This window comes from Sphingopyxis sp. NJF-3, from assembly GCF_053514865.1.
This window is the reverse complement of record NZ_CM130726.1, coordinates 982844-1000143: the sequence shown is the minus strand read 5'-3', so window position 1 is coordinate 1000143 and position 17300 is coordinate 982844. Positions and strand designations below refer to the sequence as shown.

Here is a 17300-nt window from a genome sequence, read left to right as displayed (position 1 = left end):
TCCCGACTCTGCCTGTCAGTCAATCAGGCGTGCGCGGAATTCACGTTCAAAGGTTACGTCGTCATAATCGCGAAAGAACCGATCAATTTCGGCGCCCCATTCGAGTTCCTTATCGCAGATCAATCCGTCGGCGGCGATAAGGTCACCAACCGCGCGGCGAATGATCCGGCCCGCGCGTTCGTTTTGCGTATAGAGACGGAGCGCGGCAAAAAAGTCATCCGCGTTCGGTGCGAGACGCTGACTATGCGCAACAATTTCTGGAACTGGGGGTTCACCGGCCCACTCGCTGCGGAGCCACAGGCTGCAAACGAAACTGTCGATCACCTCGGCTTCTAGTGGATGCCAGACACCGTCGCACCTCGCCATGAAGGCGAGAATATTAAGCCCGGCGGTGAGCAGCGTCCGATCCGCGCGGGGAAGTCCCCAGCCCGATGTTGGGTCGAGTTCTGCATCGACCGCAAAGCGCGCGAAGAAACTGCCGTCTCCGAGCATCTCGCCCGACCTTGCGTCGAAGACGCCGGCGATACGATCGCAGCGAAACTGCTTATACCTGTTCACCTTCTCGCAAATCGCACCGACATAGGCGAGCGTACCTCTGCGCTCGTAGCGCCGGCAGATGATACGCCGCATGGCGTTCTTATATTCGATGATGCAGACGTACGCCGAGATCGGTTGCGGCGTGTCGGGGGGTGAAGAGGCGACTTCCTCATCATCCGCAACCTCGTCAAGTTCGATGCCGGGCGGAAGTGGTGGCACCGCGCTGCTGCTGCCGCCGAGCCGGGCAAGATTCCCAAGAGTCGTCATTCATATTCCCCTCACGCTCCGGCGCTTCGCTGCACCGAAGGTCTTCCCGCTACTGTTATGGCTTTGAGGCCGCGCTGCGGGAAGGCCGCTTCGCTAATTCTAAAACAAAAATTGATCCAATGTGGCCGTTAAGTTAATCGGAGCGACGGAAAATGGCTGATTTGCTTGCCTAATCGGGACAAGGTTCGACTTTCGTCGCTTGGCTTGGCCCTCGCTGTCGGTATAGCCCTTGGATAGGGGGAAGAGAATCATGGCCGATATTGAACCGCTCGCATCGATCCGGGACCGCTTACTGAAGGAGCGCCACGCGCTTCTCGATCTTTCGACGCGCAATCGCCTCCTCAACACGCCGCTTCGAACGCGCAACAATCGAGCCATCGAGATCGTCGACGAGAAATCGACCGAGGTGTTCCGGCTTCTCGACGACGGTAAGGCGCTGAGCTTCCTTCCCGGCGTCAAGCTCAGCGACGAAGAGCGCGCCGAGCTGGATCCGGACGACGATGTCACCGGCGGCATCCCGCAGCCCGACGAAGACGCTGTCGATGCGCGCGGCGTCGCCGGGCGGCACAGCGACCTCCGCCTCCAGACGCGCCTCACCTCCGAAGGGCTGCAGAAGCGGCTCTTCGACATTTGGTACGACGCCCAGACGCTCGAACAAGAGCAGGGGGTCAATATCCTCTATCTCGCGATCGGGCTCTTGCGCTGGTACGACAGCGATAGCTCCGACATCGCCCGCCACGCCCCGCTCGTGCTCCTTCCCGTCCGCCTCGATCGCAGCAGCGCGGCCGATCGGTTCAAGCTCAAGGGCCGCGACGAGCCGCCCTCGCCGAATCTCACCTTGCAGGCGAAGATGAAGGTCGAGTTCGGGCTCGTCATCGAGGATTTCAAGGACGAGGACGAGGTCGATCTCGCCGCCTATTGCGCGCGGGTCGCTGCTACCGTGTCGAGCCAGGCGCGCTGGGAAGTGCTGCCTGACGCCATGGTCCTTGGCTTCTTTTCCTTCTCCAAATTCCTGATGTACCGCGATCTCGATCCCGACAATTGGCCGGCGGAGGGCGCGATCGACGCGAAGGCGACCATCGCCGCACTGCTGCGCGACGGCTTTCCCGCGACCGAGCCGATCGTCGCCGACGACGTCCGGATCGACGACGCCATTCGTCCGATCGAACTTCATCATGTCGTCGACGCCGACAGTTCGCAGACCGTGGTCATCGCCGAGGCCGCCGGCGGGCGGTCGCTCGTCGTCAAGGGGCCGCCCGGGACGGGCAAGTCGCAGACGATCACCAACATCATCGCCGCCGCCGTCGCGCGCGGCAAGAAAGTGCTGTTCGTCGCCGAGAAGATGGCGGCGCTCGAAGTCGTCCATCGCCGGCTCCAGCAGGTCGGACTCGGGCCGCTGACGCTCGAGCTCCACTCGAACAAGGCGAACAAGCGCTCGCTCCTCGAAGAGCTCAAGCGCACCCGCGACGCACAGCATCGCAGCGCGCGCGGCGACCTCACCGTCGTCGACAAGCTCGGGTCGACCGGCGACGATCTCAATAGTTTCGCGGCCCGTCTTCACACGCCGCTCGCGCCCTCCGAGCTCTCACCGCACGCGATTCTCGGGCGCCTCGCCTCCGTGGGGGACCGTGTGGGCACCCCCGCCTATCCGCTGGCCAAGGCCGAAAGCTGGTCGCGGCAGCGCGCCGCCGAGATTCAGGCGCTTGCGGCCGAGGTCGCCGAACGTGCAAAGGCGCTCGGCGAGCCGGCGGCGGATCCTTGGATCGGCGTCCATTGCGGGCCGCTCGATCCCGTCGAACGCGAAGCGCTCGGCGCGCGGATCCGGATCGCCGCGGAAGCGCTCTCTCGCGCGCGCGCGGTCGCGGGCGTCGCGGCGCGCGAGCTGGGCACCGACGAAGCCGCGCTGTTCTCGGATCTCACCAGCGCGCTCGGCGAGCTATCGGTGGCCCCGATCCCCGCGGGCGCCGATCTCGCGGCGATGAGCGATCCGCTCTGGTCGTCCGACGCGGAGCGCGCGGCCGAGCTGATCGCGGCGGGCCGGCGGCTCGCCGCGCTCTGGAGTGACGCAGAAGCCAAGATCAATGCCGCGGGGCTCGGTGCCGACTGGTCCGCGATCCGCCTCGCGGTCGTCACCAAGGGCGCGAGCCTTTTCCGCATCCTCGACAGCAATTACCGTGCGCAGCTCGCGCTGCTCCGTTCCTATCTGAAAATCGAACTACCCGGCTCGCAGGACGAGCGGATCGCCCTGATCGATGAAGCGGTAGAGGCGCAGGCCGCGCGCGCCGCGTTCGAGAAAGCAAGCGATGCGGGCGCGATGTTCGGCAGCGCCTGGAAGGGGGAGCGGTCCGACTGGGACCGGCTCGAGGCGGTCCGCACCTGGCGCGTTCGCCACGAAGGGCAGCCCGATAGCGTCTGGGCGCGGCTTGCCGCGGGCGCCGACGTCGCTGCGCTCGAGCGCGCGCGCGCCGATCTTGGCGTCCAGCTTCCCAATCTCGATGCATCGCTGCGCGATCTCTTCGGACACCTCAATCTCGATCTGGGGCGCTCGCTCGGCGCCGACGCGCTGTCGGGAGCTCCGCTCGATCGCCTCGCTGGCCGGCTTGAGGGCTGGTCCGCCAACCTCGAGGGGCTGAGCCGCTGGACCGCCTTTTATGCACGCGCCCGCGCGCTCGCAGAGGCGGGCGGGGCCAGCCTCGTCGCGGCACTGCTCGATGGCGCCATTGCGCCTAAGGATTTGCCCGCCGCCTTCGCGCATGCCTATGCGGAGGTGCTTCGCAAGGCGCTGTTCGAGGCCTGGCCCGAGCTGCGCGGGTTCGATGGCGATCATCACAATGCGACCGTCGCCGACTTTCGCCAATTCGACAGGGCGCGGATCGCGCTCGCGCAGGAACAGATCGTCGCGGCGCATGCCGCCGGGCGCCCATCAGGCGCCGCGGGCATCGGCCCGCTCGGCATTCTCAACGCCGAGATCGCGAAGAAGCGCCGCCATGCGCCTATCCGGGTGCTGCTCGACAAGGCGGGACCCGCGATCCAGCAGCTCAAGCCCGTCTTCATGATGAGCCCGCTCTCGGTGGCGCAGTTCCTCAAGCCCGGCGCGCTGCAGTTCGATATGCTCGTGATGGACGAGGCGAGCCAGATCGAGCCCGTCGATGCACTCGGCGCCATCGCGCGCGCCGACCAGCTCGTCGTCGTCGGCGACGAGAAGCAGCTGCCGCCCACCGCCTTCTTCAAGAAGCTCACAGGCGAGGATGATAGCGACGACGTCGACGAAGGGATCACGATCGAGGCCAAGGACGCCGAGAGCATTTTGGAGCTATGCCTTGCCAAGGGCGTGCCCTCGCGGATGCTGAGCTGGCATTATCGCTCGAAGCACCAGTCGCTGATCGCGGTGTCGAACCGCGAATTCTACGAGAACAAGCTCTTCATCGTGCCGAGCCCTTATGATGCGGTTGCCGGCATGGGGCTGAAGTTCAATCTCCTGAAGGATGCGCATTACGACCGCGGCGGCACCCGCACGAACGTCCGCGAAGCGCAGCATGTCGCCGCGGCGGTCATCCGCCATGCGCGCGAAAATCCCGGCCAATCGCTTGGCGTCGCGACCTTCTCGGTCGCGCAGCGCCAGGCAATTCTCAAGGAGCTCGAGCTGCTGCGCCGCGAGAATTCGGACGTCGAGGAATATTTTCTGGGCGGCAGCGCCGAGCCCTTCTTCGTCAAGAATCTCGAGAATATCCAGGGCGACGAGCGCGACATCATCTTCATCTCGGTCGGCTACGGCAAGACCGAGCAGGGCTATCTCGCGCACGCCTTCGGCCCGCTGAGCGGCGAGGGCGGTGAGCGCCGGCTCAACGTGCTCATCTCGCGCGCCAAGCTGCGCTGTGAGATTTTCTGCAACTTCACCGGCGCCGACATCGATCTTGAGCGCACCAAGGCGCGCGGCGTCGCGGCGCTCAAGCTGTTCCTGACCTTCGCCGAGACCGGCCATTTCGGGATGGGCGAGGTATCGGGCGAGGATTTCGACAGCGAGTTCGAAATCCAGGTCTGCGAGCGCCTGCAGGTCCTAGGTTATGACGTGAAGCGCCAGATCGGCGCATCGGGCTTCCGAGTCGATCTCGCGATATCGGATGCCGAAAAGCCGGGCCGCTTCCTGCTCGGGATCGAATGCGACGGCGCCCAATATCATTCTTCGCGCTCGGCACGCGACCGCGACCGGCTGCGCCAGCAGGTGCTCGAGGCGCATGGTTGGATCATTCACCGGGTCTGGAGCGCCGACTGGTATCTACGCCCTCAGGCCGAGCTCGCGAAGATCGAGGCGGCGGTCGCCGGCGCGAAGGCGGAATGGGCGGCGCGCGACGAGGAAGGCTATCGCGCTCCGCCCGCAGTGCCCGTCAGCTTCGAGGCCGAGACGGTCGGCGACACCGATATCGTGACCGCGATTGTCGGTGAGAAGCCGCGGCACGAGGCGCAGCCTTCAGCCTATGTGGAGGCCGATTTTCCCGTCATCCGCGCCGCCGAGCCGCACGAGACCTCGCTCGCGCTGATGGCCGACTATGCCGCGAAGGTCGTCGAGATCGAGTCGCCGATCCATGGCGACGAAGTCGCGGCGCGCATCCGGATGCTCTGGGGCCTCGCGCGCGCCGGTAGCCGGATCCGCGGCCATGTCGACCGCGCGCTCGGCGTCGCGGTCCGCAAGGGGCTGATCGAGGGCGGACCCTTCTATGCCTGGCCGGGCAAGCCGCTCGTCGTGCGCGATCGCTCGGGCGTGACCTCGCCGACGCTTCGCAAGCCCGAAATGCTGCCGCCCGCCGAAATCCGGCAGGCGGTCCTCGATATCGTCAACGCCAACTATGGCGCCGGTCGCCACGATCTCGTGCTCGCGGTATCGCGAAGCTTCGGATTCCTCTCTACGAGCGCGCAGCTTCGGGCGGTCATCGAAGCTGTGATCGACCGCACGCTCGAGTCAGGTGATCTGGAAGAGCGCGGGGACTTGCTGGTGCTCGTCAAATGAAGCCCGTCCGAATCGGAGAAACCAATGCGTTTCATTCACACGTCTGACTGGCAGCTCGGCAAGCCGTTCGGACGCGCATCGGAACAAGCGCGCCCTGCTCTGCTCGAAGCGCGGCTGGACGCGATCGATGCGCTGGCGGCCGCGGCGCGACGCGAAGATGCCGGCCTCGTGCTGGTGGCCGGTGACGTATTCGACAGCCCTGAGCCCGGCGACCGGATCTATCGCCAAGCTCTGACGCGCATGAAGGCTGCTGCCGACATCCGCTGGGTGTTATTGCCTGGGAACCATGATCCGGCGCGCGCGGACGGTCTGTGGAGCCGTCTGGCCGGCGAGGCGCCGGAAACGGTGGTCGTCTGTTTCGAACCGCAGCCGATCGAACTCGCCGAAGGATATTGGCTGCTGCCCGCGCCGCTCCAGTATAAGCGGACGCAGGATGATCCGACGGCCTGGTTTGACCATGCCGAAACGCCGGATGGCGCCAAACGGATCGGCCTCGCCCACGGCCCGATCCGCGATTTCGGGTCGAGCACGCCCGCGGCGAACCTGATAGCACCCGACCGCGCCCGCCGCGCGGGCCTTGCCTATCTAGCGCTCGGCGACTGGCATGGCCGCCGCGAGATTGATCCCCTGACCCACTATTCCGGAACGCCCGAACCCGACGATTTCGATCGGGAGGTGAGCGGCGTGGCGCTCCGCGTCGATCTGGCCGGCGAAACGCCGGACGTCGCGCAGGTGGAAATCGGCCGCTATCACTGGAAGTCAGAAAACTGGTCGCTTGGCAGCGCCGCTGAGCTCGACGGACTCCTCGTCAATCTCGCGCCCGGCATTGAGCGACAGCATCTCGTGCTCCGGCTCCGGCTGTCCGGCCTGCTCACGCTCGCCGAGCGCGTCGCGCTTCGTGATCGTCTCGAAAGCGAGTTGGCCCACGAGGTCCGCTGGCTCGATCTCAATCTCGACGATCTCTACGCTCGTCCGACCGACGCCGATCTTGCCGACATCGACGCCAACGGCGTGCTGCGCGTCGCCGCCGAGCGGCTGCAAGCGCTGTCGGCAACCGACGATGCCGCCGGTAAGCGCGCGGCGGCGGCGCTCGAACGCCTCTATGTCGAGCAGCGCCGCGCCGACCGGCTGGAGGCGCGTTGATGAGAATCCGCGAGCTTCGCATCGAGAATTTCCGCAAATTCCGGCAACCGCTGCACCTGACCGGCTTCGAGGACGGATTGAACCTCGTATGCGAGCAGAACGAGGCCGGAAAATCGACGGTCCTCGAAGCCCTGCGCGCCGTGCTGTTCGAGCGGCACGGCTCGCGGAGCGATCGCATCCGTTCGTTTCGGCCGCATGGCGATGAGGTCGCCCCGACCATCGAGCTCGGCTTCGATCTCGGCGACGCGAGCTGGCGGCTGCGCAAGCGCTTCCTCCAGAACCCCTCAGTCGAACTCGAGGGTCCGATCGGACGGGCAACCGGCGACGAAGCCGAGGAACGCTTGCAGACTTTGCTCGGTTTTGCGCGGGCCGGAAATCGCGGCGCCGACGACGACAGCCGCGGCGCCTTGGGTCTGCTCTGGGTCGAGCAAGGTCAATCCTTCGTCCTCGGTGCGCCCGGCCAAGGCGCCCGTCGGACGCTAGAAGAAGTGCTCGCCGGCGAAGTCGGCGCCGTGACGGGCGGCCAGCGAACCGCCACCGTTCTTCAGGCGATCGAACGCAGCCTCGCGGACTATCAGACACCGACCGGTCGGCCCGCCCGCCGCCTTCTCGATGCACAAGAGGCCGCCGCGTCGGCGGCCGAGGACGCCCGTGCGGCACAGGGCGAGCTGGAGCAATTCGACAGCGTGCTCGAGCGCTTGGAGGTGAAACGCAATGAACAGCGGCGGCTGGTTGCCGAACTCGACGATCCGGAGCAGCAGCAGAAACTGACCCAGCTTGAGGCCGACCTTGATCGCGCCAGAACCGCGGGCCAAGCGCTGCGCACCGCCGAAGCCTTGCTCCGCGAAGCGGGGGGCGAACGCGCGCGTCTCGAAGCGCGCGAAACCGCCCGCCGCGATCTGCGCGCGCAGGTCGAACAGGCCGATCAGGCTGCGACGACGGCACGCGCCGCCGCCGATGATCACGAGCCGGTCTTGGAAGCCGCGCGCCAGAGCGAAAAAGATGCAAATGCCGCCCTCGAAACGGCGCGCACCGCCCTCCGGACGGCCGAAGAACGACGGCTGGAGGTGCAGCGCAGCCAAGCCGCTCAGGCACGGCAGCGTGCGCTGGCGGCCGCCTTTCTCCGGCTCGAGGCGGCCGAGGATATCGCGGTCCAATTGCAGGCGCGCCGCGAGGAACTGGACGCCAACCGGATGACGCCGGACGCGCACAGCGACTTGCTGAACCTCGAACAGACGGTCGCCGAGGCCCAGGCCGCCGCTTCCGCCGGGGCAGCGGTCCTCTCGGTCGAGCTGCTGCCCTCCGCGCCGGCCGTGAAGCTCAACGGCACGCTGGTCGAAGGCAGCCTGCGCGTCCCCGTCAGCGAGCCGCAGAGTCTCGAACTGGAAGGAATCGGGTCGGTGTCGGTCACGCCGCCGGCTTCGGGCGAACCGGCCCAAGCCAGGCTGCGCGCAGCCGAACAGGACCTCGCCGCCTTTCTCGCCAACGTCGGCTGCGCCACGCCGCTCGCGGCCAAGGAAGCGGCCCAGGCGCATCGCGACGCCACGCAGGCCGCAGCGCTGCTCGCGGCCCAGCTTGAGGGCGCCTGTCCCGAGGATGCGGCGCTCGACATCGGCGCCGGCCTGGAATCCTTGCGCGGCGCCCTCGCGTCCGAAACGCGGCCGGGCGCGAGCGCATCGCCCGCCGCCTCCGCCGAGGCCGAGAATGTCGATCGCGCGTGGCAGACGGCGCGCACGGCCGAACGCGAGGCCGAAGGCCGTCGCCAGGCCGCGCTCGATACGTTGCAGGAAGCTCAGATCGCTAACGTCAAGCTCTCCGGCCAGGTCGAGCGCACGACAGCCGACGTGTCGCGGCTCGTCGAGCAACTGACCGCCGATCTGGATGCGATGGACGACGCCGCGCTCACCGCCGCGCTGGACGCGGCCAAGACGCAAGAAGCCCGCGCGATTCTGGCCCGCGACGAGGCGCAGCGCGCCGTCGAAGGGCTGGACGAGGCTGCCTTGCTCCAGCGCCGGGACGCCCTTCGCAAACGCCGCGAACGGCTGGTCAACGACCGGCTCGGGCTGGTCGGTGAGATCGCCCAGCTTGAGGAGCGCGCCAAGACGCTTGGCGGCGCTGGCCCCGCCACCCGGGCCGCGGTCGCCGCCGAGCTCGCGGAAGCCGCCGCCGCCGCCCATGATCGGCTTAAGGAGGAGGCCGAGATGCTCTCGCTCCTTACCGAGACCATCCGCGACGCCCAGCGCGAGACTGCCCGACGCTTCCTCGCGCCGATCACCCAGCGCGTGGCCCCCTTCATCGGACGCTTGCTACCCAATGCCAGCATTGTCTTCGGCGAGGATTTACGGCCCACCCTGCTCACGCGGTGCGGCCGCGAGGAAGCCACCGAGGATCTCAGCAAGGGAACCCAGGAACAGCTTGCGGTCCTGACGCGTATCGCCTTTGCCGATTTGCTGATCGAGAAGGGCAAGCCCGCATCGCTTATGCTCGACGACGCGCTCGTCTTCGCGGACGACGACCGCTTCGAGGTCATGCTCGAAATCCTGGCCGAAGCCGCCCAGCGTATGCAGATCATCATTCTGAGCTGCCGCACCAGCGCCTATCGCGGCCTCGACGCCAAGCGGCTTCTGCTCGCATGAGGGGCGGCGGCGCCTTTCCGCCTCCGCACGGCGCAACGGCCATGTCGCGGACCACGCCGACGGCGTGTCGGTTCGCTTAGAACGATCGAGGGGGGCAGGGATATGGCAGCCAAGAGCGCGGCCGAAATCGCGCAGGAATTTGCCCAGGGCGCGCTGAGCGCGACCCCGGTGATCATTCTCGGGAGCGGCGCATCGGCCGCCCACGGCGTCCCCGGCATGTTCGCGCTCGCGACGCATCTGACGGGCGCGGCACCGCCCGCCGCGTGGACGGCCGATGAGAATAAGGAATGGGACGCCTTCCTGACCCATCTCAAGGCCGGAACTGATCTCGAAAGCGCCTTGCAGGCGGTCCGCCCGACCGAGCGTCAAACCCATTTCATCGCCAGCGCGACGCGGGACTTCCTGCTGCCGTCCGACTTGGCGGTGCTGTCGGCGCTGCTGGCGGATCGGCATCACCTGCCGCTGTCGCGGCTCTACCGGCACCTGTTCGACAGCACCCACACGACCCTCCACGTCGTCACGCCCAATTACGATCGCCTCGCCGAATATGCCGCGGACGCCGCGGACGTCAGCACCTTCACCGGGTTCAATTACGGCTATCTCCAATCGCGTGCGCGCGATCCCAGGACGCGGATTGCGATCAGGGGCCGCGAGATGCGCACGGTCGCGGTGTGGAAGGTTCACGGCTCGCTCGACTGGTTCCAGGATGCCGCCAAGCAGATCGTCGGGATCCGCAGCGCGCTTGCCGTCCCGCCCGATTATGCGCCGCTCATGATAACGCCCGGGATCGACAAATATCGCCTGACCCATGGCGAGCCTTTCCGAACGATCCTCGCGTGCAGCGACAATGCGCTGGAGAATGCCCGCGCCTATTTCTGCGTCGGCTATGGCTTCAATGATGAGCATGTCCAGACCAAGCTGATCGAGCGCTGCGACCGCGATTCCACGCCGCTCGTCGTCATCACCAAGGAGCTGACACCGACCGCCAGGACTTTCCTGACAAGCGGGCGGTGCCGGCGCTATCTCGCCATCGAAGACGGCCCGGCGGGCGCGCGGGCCTATATGCACGACGCGCCGGTCGGCTTCGATCTCGACCAGCCGCTGTGGCGGCTCGATCAATTCCTCGATCACATAACAGGGACACCGGCATGAGCATCCTCGATTTCGCGGACGAAGAAGCGCTCGGGCGCGTCCAATCGGTCGACACGGCCACGGTCATCGTGCGCGTTGACGACGTCGAGGCGTTGCGCGCCCTCCAGGTGAATCGGCTGGTTGCGCTCCAGAGCAGCCTCGCCGGCCACAAGCTGATCGGCGTCATTCACAAGATCACCCGCACCGCGCTGGAAGAGGCGAAGGTGGCCGATGTGGAACGGGGCGAGGAGGCCCATCCCGAGGTCAATCTGGTCCGGATCACGCTGATCGGCACCTTGCTCGATCGCGATGGGACCCGCGCGAACATCTTCCGCCGCACGCTCGAAACCGTGCCGGAGATCGACGCTTGCTGCTTCGCTCTCGAAGGCGAGCGGCTGACCCGCTTCATGGGAGTGATCTCGGAAGTGACCGGAGGCGCCCAGCGCCTTTCGCTCGGCGCGTATACGCTCGATCCCAACGCCGAAGCCTATGTCAACGGCAACAAGCTCTTCCAGCGCCACGCCCTCGTCGTTGGCAGCACCGGGTCCGGCAAATCCTGGACGACCGCCCGGCTGCTTGAACAGGTCGCCGAGCTGGAAAGCGCCAATGCGATCGTGTTCGACATGCACGGCGAATATGCGTCGATGGCGGGCGACGGATTCGTGCATCTCCGCGTCGCGGGTCCGGGCGACATCGAGGCGGGCAAGAGTCTCGCCGACGGGGTGCTGCATCTGCCTTATTGGCTGATGAGCTACGAGGCGCTGGTCTCGATGTTCGTCGATCGCAGCGACCAGAACGCGCCCAATCAGGCGATGGTCATGTCCCGCGCCATCGTGGAGGCCAAGACCGGCTTCCTGACGGCTGGCGGGCATACCGATGTTCTCGCCAATTTCACCATCGACAGTCCGGTGCCCTTCGAGATCGCATCCGTGCTCGCCGCGCTGGAGCGGCTCAACACCGAAATGGTGCCTGGCGCCCGAACCGAAAAGCAGGGTGATTTTCACGGGAAGCTCAGCCGCCTGATTCAGCGCCTTGAAGGCAAGCGCACCGATCGCCGGCTCGGCTTCCTCTTCCCGGCGCCCGGCGTCGCCGACAGCTACAAGTGGCTCGACGAAGCCGTCACGCTGTTGCTCGGCGGCCGGGCCGCGAAGGGCGGCCAGGGCGGCGTGAAGGTCATTGATTTCTCCGAGGTGCCTTCGGACATCCTGCCTCTGATCGTGGGCATGGTCGCGCGCATGGCGTTCCACGTCCAGCAGTGGAGTGCCCAGGGCGCCCGGCATCCGGTCGCGCTATTCTGCGACGAAGCGCATCTCTACATCCCGCAGGACGCGACGTCCGGGGCGGCGGAGAATGCGATTGCGACCTTCGAGCGCATCGCCAAGGAGGGCCGCAAATATGGCGTCGGCCTGGTGGTAATCAGCCAGCGCCCGGCGGAAGTGAACCGCACCGTCGTCAGCCAGTGCAACAATCTGATTGCCATGCGGCTGACCAACGGCGACGATCAAACCGTCGTGCGACGCCTGCTGCCGGACAGCTTGGGCGGGTTCGGCGACTTGCTGCCGGTGCTCGACACCGGCGAGGCGCTGGTGGTCGGCGACGCTATCCTGCTGCCGACGCGCATCCGCATCGCCAAGCCCGTCAATGAACCGCTCAGCGGGACGATCGAGTTCTGGGATCGCTGGGCCGACGCCGCGGCTGCAGCGGCGCTCGACAAGGCAGTCGAGAGCTGGCGCCGGCAGACGCTCATAAAATAATCCGGGTCGCAGTTATGTGGCAGTAAAACTTTTGGGAACCGAGACCTATCAACTGATGTCGCCCCGGAAGACTTTTCCGCCGTCCACTGGATTGATGGTACGGTTAGTGACGTTTCTACGCGAGCTCACGTGTCGGGCGCCTGGGCTTCGGCAGCTTTCGGGAGTGGCGGTGCCGTCACCGAATGGCGAAGATCGGGCGCAAACCCGAAGCGCCTCCCCTGCCCACCTTCGAACAAAGAAATTCCGCACCCGGCAATTATCCGCTTATCATTGAGACCCGACTGCCGTGCGGCAACGCGCAAGAGCACGCATCATATGATATTCAACGCCCTCCTCACCGATGCCGACCTCGTTTGCGATCTCCCTATACGTTTGGCTTCGCAGCCGATGCATTAAGAAGATGCGACGTGTCCTCTGCGGCATTGCCAGAATTGTCCGACGCAATGTTCGCCGCAAGTCGGCAGCCTCGATCGAATGGGCTTGTTCCGGGCAAACCTCAGTATCGCGCCCGTCATCCAGCGGGAAGAGCCGGGTTTCTTTGCGCGCTTTCCGACGCGAACGCTCGATCAGCAGGTTCCGGGCAGCGCTAAACATGTAGGCGCGAGGATTTTCCAGCCGATCGAACACTTCCGCACACAGCATCCTTGCGAAAACTTCCTGCGCAAGGTCGGCCGCCGCGTCACGGCCCGCCCGGCGCCTGAAGAAATGGAACAAGGGTCCGTTCTGGGACCGATAGAAAGCCTCAAAAGAGGCGGTGGAACCCGGGGCCATCATGATAAGGGCTCCCGGACTCCGCGCGAGGTTAGCGGCGCATCCCGTGAGGCCCGGTAAAGCGTGATGCCGGCCTCGATCCGATCGAGGATGAAGGTATCGCGCTCGGCCGTCGCGATCCGGATGTCGGACTTCGAATATATCTCGACATCGACGGCGCAGCGATCCCCGAGTTCCCGGTGGACAATATCGCGGGCGCGTCGCCAGCATTGCTCGTCGGCAAACAGGGGATGATTGACGACGACCCAGAACTCGTAGTCCGAGAAGTCGATCGTGCGCTTGTCTTCGTACCAGGATCGGCGCGCATAGGGGCCGATCAGGATGATCCGTTTGATGCGGCCGGGTTTAGGGGCCTGTACCTGTTGGGGATCGAAGAAGGCGCGCAGAATGCGCGTGATCCGCTCGATCTCGCGCTGCTTGCGGCGGATCAGGTGGCCGACGCGCGCCATAACAACTTCGCGCGCGTAAACGTCGTTCGTACTTGGGGTTTGCAATTGCAGCTCGCACCGCGGCGGTCCGCGCAATCATGCGCGGATGTGCAAGCGGTGTCCGCTGCGAGCCGACGAAGCGGCTTTCAGCAACCGTCCGACGCGCAGCCGGACCTACATGATGCCTGGCAGGACTATCCTCAGGATGGCCGCCAGTCACTCCATCCCGTGAAAGGAACTATGCCAGAAATGCGGATTCCCGGCAAGCGGTCCGGCAGCGGCGCCTATTCGGCGCCAACCGCCTTTTCGAGTTCTGCGATCGTGTCGGTGCAGACCTGATGCACGACGCGGCCAAGCTCCTCGGTCCGCGCTCCGAGCCATGTGAGTTCCTCTTCACTGATTTTGTAGTGCTTGGAATAACGGGCCTTTGTGTACGCTTCCTTCAACTTCTGGAACATGGCTCGCTCACGATGCGTCCCCTCCGGCCAGATACCGAAGAGGCGGCGGTCTACGCCTTCGGCGAGGGATCGCAGAAAGGCGATATTGTGATTGTACGGCGTGTAGTACGTCAGTGTGAGAAGGACGCCTTGATAGAGGCTTTCCGTCGCCTGATGAAACAAGAAAGCGGCGTCTTTGCTGTAGCCCCGGCGTTGCGCCTCTAACGCGAGATCGTGTTTCCGCAGGCCGGCAGGTAAATACTCCTCAAAATACTCCCTAGCTGCTTCAAGCGCCTGCTGCGGTGACTTGGGCTTCGGCCGTGCCAGCTCGGTGTCGTCGGCTTGGTAAATCGCTATGCCGTCCTTCACGACCTCCATGAAAAATACACGTCCGTGCGAAAGCCCGTCGTTCACTTCGTGCAGGCTGTGGACGATGAAGTTCACCGGTGTCCGGAGTGTCTTCTCAATCGTGTACGCACGGATCAATCTTTCCTCGGCCTTCGCCCAATAGGCGGCGCGGTCGGTCAGCTCCTTCTGGCTGACGATAATCAGGATATCGTAGTCGGACTTATACTGGTTTGCCGACAGCGGCGCATCGACCCAATCTCCCCGTGCGTGACTGCCGAACAGGATGATCTTGAGAATGCGCGCACCCTTGCGTTGACCCCTCGCATTCTCGATCGCCTGCCCGAACTCGTCGAAAATAATCTCGACGACGCGTTCAAGTTCGCGCTGCTTGGCCGCAGGAAGATGATCGAGATCGGTGCGCATGGTGATGAATCTTCGAGAATATCGCGCAGTTTGGCAAGGGCTAACGACCGCGCGAATGCGATTGAATTAGCTTGGTATGCGAACAGATGGGAGGCCGGTGGTCGTCACGATATCGCCGGGCCGCTACGCTGCCGCCCCAACGTCCAATTGATCCCGCCGTCACGCATGATGCCCGCTACCGGCTTACCAACCTGCCGGTCGAGCACCGGCCGCCACGGCACCAATGTAAAATCCCGCGACCGTTCGACGAGCGCGTGCCGCCCGTTCGCCATCTCCACGGAGCGCACCAGACGCCCCTCGATCCGATCGCCAGACTTTGCTTCCCTGAAAGGCTTACCGAGCTCATCCGAAAGTTGTCCGGCGACGCGCAGTAGTTCGCGCCGCTGGAGCGCCGCGAACATGCCGCGGCGATAGGTAATTTGCCCGCCCTGCTCGTCCGCCAACTCCTGGGCGATCAGCCACTGGCGGCGAAGCGCCTGCGCGGCTCTGACCTCGCCCCCGAACCCGGCATCGCGCAGCTGGGTCGGGGTCACGGCCACGAGCTCGCGATCGATCCACGTTGCCGCATCGATCGCGGGCAATTTTTCGATGGGCTCGGCGGATAGAATTTCGACATCGACCGGCCGGCTCCGCAGCTGACGGTTTTCGAACGCCTCGACCTTGGCAAGATGATCGGGCGATATGATCCATGTTCCGTCGGGTTCGCGCTCGACGCTGCGCATGATCTTGCGCATCGCCTCGAGCCGGCGAACATGGGTTTCGGCGAACGCCTGCTGCGCCGTGGGATCGTGGCGCAGATGGGCATCGATCGAGTATCGTCCCTCGTTCGCCGCGGCGACCTCGACGATCGTCCGGTCGGCGACGCGCACGGTCCCGCCGCGCGGCGCGATGCTGACGATCGCGCCTTCGGGCGTCGGATCGGTCTTATCGCCGGCACCGATGTCGGCATAATGGACACGGCCGTCGACGCCATCGATGAGCAGATAATGGCGGTCGCCATGTTCGTCGGCGAGGCCGCGCATGATGACGCGGCCGACGAGCCGTGTCCCCTCCCCGGCCGCGGGATCGAAGATCAGGCGATCGGTGCTCGCGCGCTCGACATTTCTGGCGCTGAGTTCGCGCTGCATCGTGCGGATGATATCGCCGCGCTCGCCCATGCGCCGGAGCGTATCGGTCAGGCCCGGTTCGAGACGCCAGCTCTCGCCGCCGAGATGCGTAGCAAGTCCCATGCGGCCAAGTTTCTGGAGTCTGCCCGTTCGGAGCGACTGCTGGAAGGGCTCGGCGTCCCGAGCCGTAACAAGACCGTGGGCGTTCATTTCCCGGGCCAGCCGACGGTCGATCAGCGTCAGCCTTTCAGCCTCCGTATCGGCGCGCTGGCGCTGTTCGATTTCGAGGTCGGTCCGCGGCCCCAAGTCGAGCGTCGCGATCGCCATCGCGCGCTCGCGGGCGCCATGCGAAATATATTCGCGTGCGATGACGAGATCGGCGCCGCGATCATTCTTGCCGCGCAGCATGACATGGCTGTGCGGATGGCCGGTGTTGAAATGGTCGACGGCGACCCAGTCGAGCTTCGTCCCGAGATCTTTTTCCATCTCGCGCATGAGTCGGCGGACGTAAGTTTTGAGGTCGCCAAATTGATCGCCATCCTCGGGCGCGACGATCATCCGGAACTGGTGCCGATCCTGGCCGCAGCGGGTGAGGAACGACTTGCCATCGGCGATATCGAGATCGGCGGAATAGAGTTCGCCCGGCAGGCCTTCGCGCGTCACGCCGTCGCGCTGGATATAGGAGAGATGCGCCTTGGCGCCGCCGAGCCCCTTGCCGGCGAGCGTGACCGGACGAAATTTCACGATGACCCGGCGCGACCGGAGCGCCGTATGCCTGCCCTGCCCGCGCAGGACCCGCGCAACGCTCGCGCCGCGGCCGATCCGGCTGCCATCGAACTGGCCACGCCTACCGGTCCTTTTGCCCGCGCGCCGCGCCGCCTTGATCACGAGGCCGATATAGCGGGCTTCCTTGCCGCGGCTGCGCATGCGCCCGAGCCGCGGGGTGAATTCATCCTCGTCCATATCGCGTCCTTCCTGATGGAACGACGCTCCCCACGACAAGAATGGCAATTCCGCCGGATTTGACAAGGAGTCTCGCGTTTTCGGCGCGTGAGGCGTGGAAATCCGCGCGATCCGCGCCGCGAGTCTCGCGACGATAACTCGTATCTCGCGAAAACTCCGAAAAAAGGATGTGCAGACAGTGAGTTACAATATCGCGAGATATTGCTTCTATCTTGCTATCAGCACCCACCTCTCGATCCGGCGCTTCGTCCCGTCCCCCGCCCCCCGCTCTCAACAGCTCACTTCCGCCGCAGACGAGCAAAGAAAAAGGAGCAGCGCCTCGTCGGCACCGCTCCTTTTCGCGGGCGATCA

General features: G+C 65.3%; 10 protein-coding genes. 5 read left to right on the top strand and 5 right to left on the bottom strand.

Annotated elements, in window-relative coordinates:
- Positions 1-15: 15 nt before the first annotated feature.
- Entirely contained in the window at positions 16-804 is a 789-nt protein-coding gene (locus ACOTSS_RS04710) for a hypothetical protein (RefSeq protein ID WP_448690374.1), read from the bottom strand.
- Between the two features lie 250 nt (positions 805-1054).
- Here ACOTSS_RS04710 and ACOTSS_RS04705 point away from each other — a divergent pair, with 250 nt between their 5' ends.
- The 5 genes from ACOTSS_RS04705 (at position 1055) to ACOTSS_RS04685 (ending at position 12473) form a co-directional block, all read left to right on the top strand.
- A complete protein-coding gene (locus tag ACOTSS_RS04705) occupies positions 1055-5809 on the top strand; it encodes a DUF3320 domain-containing protein (RefSeq protein WP_448690373.1) in 4755 nt (1584 codons plus the stop codon).
- Positions 5810-5833: 24 nt separating this feature from the next.
- Positions 5834-6952: a metallophosphoesterase family protein gene (locus ACOTSS_RS04700; protein WP_448690372.1), complete on the top strand. Its 1119-nt coding sequence runs from the start codon at positions 5834-5836 to the stop codon at positions 6950-6952.
- On the top strand, positions 6952-9588 hold the full coding sequence (locus tag ACOTSS_RS04695; protein WP_448690371.1) for an AAA family ATPase: 2637 nt from the start codon (positions 6952-6954) through the stop codon (positions 9586-9588). The genes ACOTSS_RS04700 and ACOTSS_RS04695 overlap by 1 nt, the downstream gene beginning before the upstream one ends.
- Positions 9589-9690: 102 nt before the next feature.
- A complete protein-coding gene (locus ACOTSS_RS04690) occupies positions 9691-10740 on the top strand; it encodes an SIR2 family protein (protein WP_448690370.1) in 1050 nt (349 codons plus the stop codon).
- A complete protein-coding gene (locus tag ACOTSS_RS04685; protein ID WP_448690369.1) occupies positions 10737-12473 on the top strand; it encodes an ATP-binding protein in 1737 nt (578 codons plus the stop codon). Before ACOTSS_RS04690 ends, ACOTSS_RS04685 begins: the two co-directional genes overlap by 4 nt.
- A 267-nt stretch (positions 12474-12740) precedes the next feature.
- On the opposite strand, the gene ACOTSS_RS04680 is transcribed toward ACOTSS_RS04685, so the two are convergent.
- The 4 genes from ACOTSS_RS04680 to rlxS form a co-directional block, all read right to left on the bottom strand.
- Positions 12741-13247: a sigma-70 family RNA polymerase sigma factor gene (locus ACOTSS_RS04680; protein ID WP_448690368.1), complete on the bottom strand. Its 507-nt coding sequence runs from the start codon at positions 13245-13247 to the stop codon at positions 12741-12743.
- Positions 13244-13693: a hypothetical protein gene (locus ACOTSS_RS04675; protein ID WP_448690367.1), complete on the bottom strand. Its 450-nt coding sequence runs from the start codon at positions 13691-13693 to the stop codon at positions 13244-13246. Before ACOTSS_RS04675 ends, ACOTSS_RS04680 begins: the two co-directional genes overlap by 4 nt.
- 263 nt (positions 13694-13956) lie before the next feature.
- The gene (locus ACOTSS_RS04670; RefSeq protein WP_448690366.1) at positions 13957-14880 is read right to left on the bottom strand and encodes a nucleotidyltransferase and HEPN domain-containing protein; all 924 of its coding nucleotides are present in this window, start codon (positions 14878-14880) and stop codon (positions 13957-13959) included.
- Between the two features lie 104 nt (positions 14881-14984).
- Positions 14985-16949, bottom strand: a complete 1965-nt coding sequence (gene rlxS / locus ACOTSS_RS04665) for a relaxase/mobilization nuclease RlxS (protein ID WP_448690365.1) — start codon at positions 16947-16949, stop codon at positions 14985-14987.
- Positions 16950-17300: the final 351 nt, after the last annotated feature.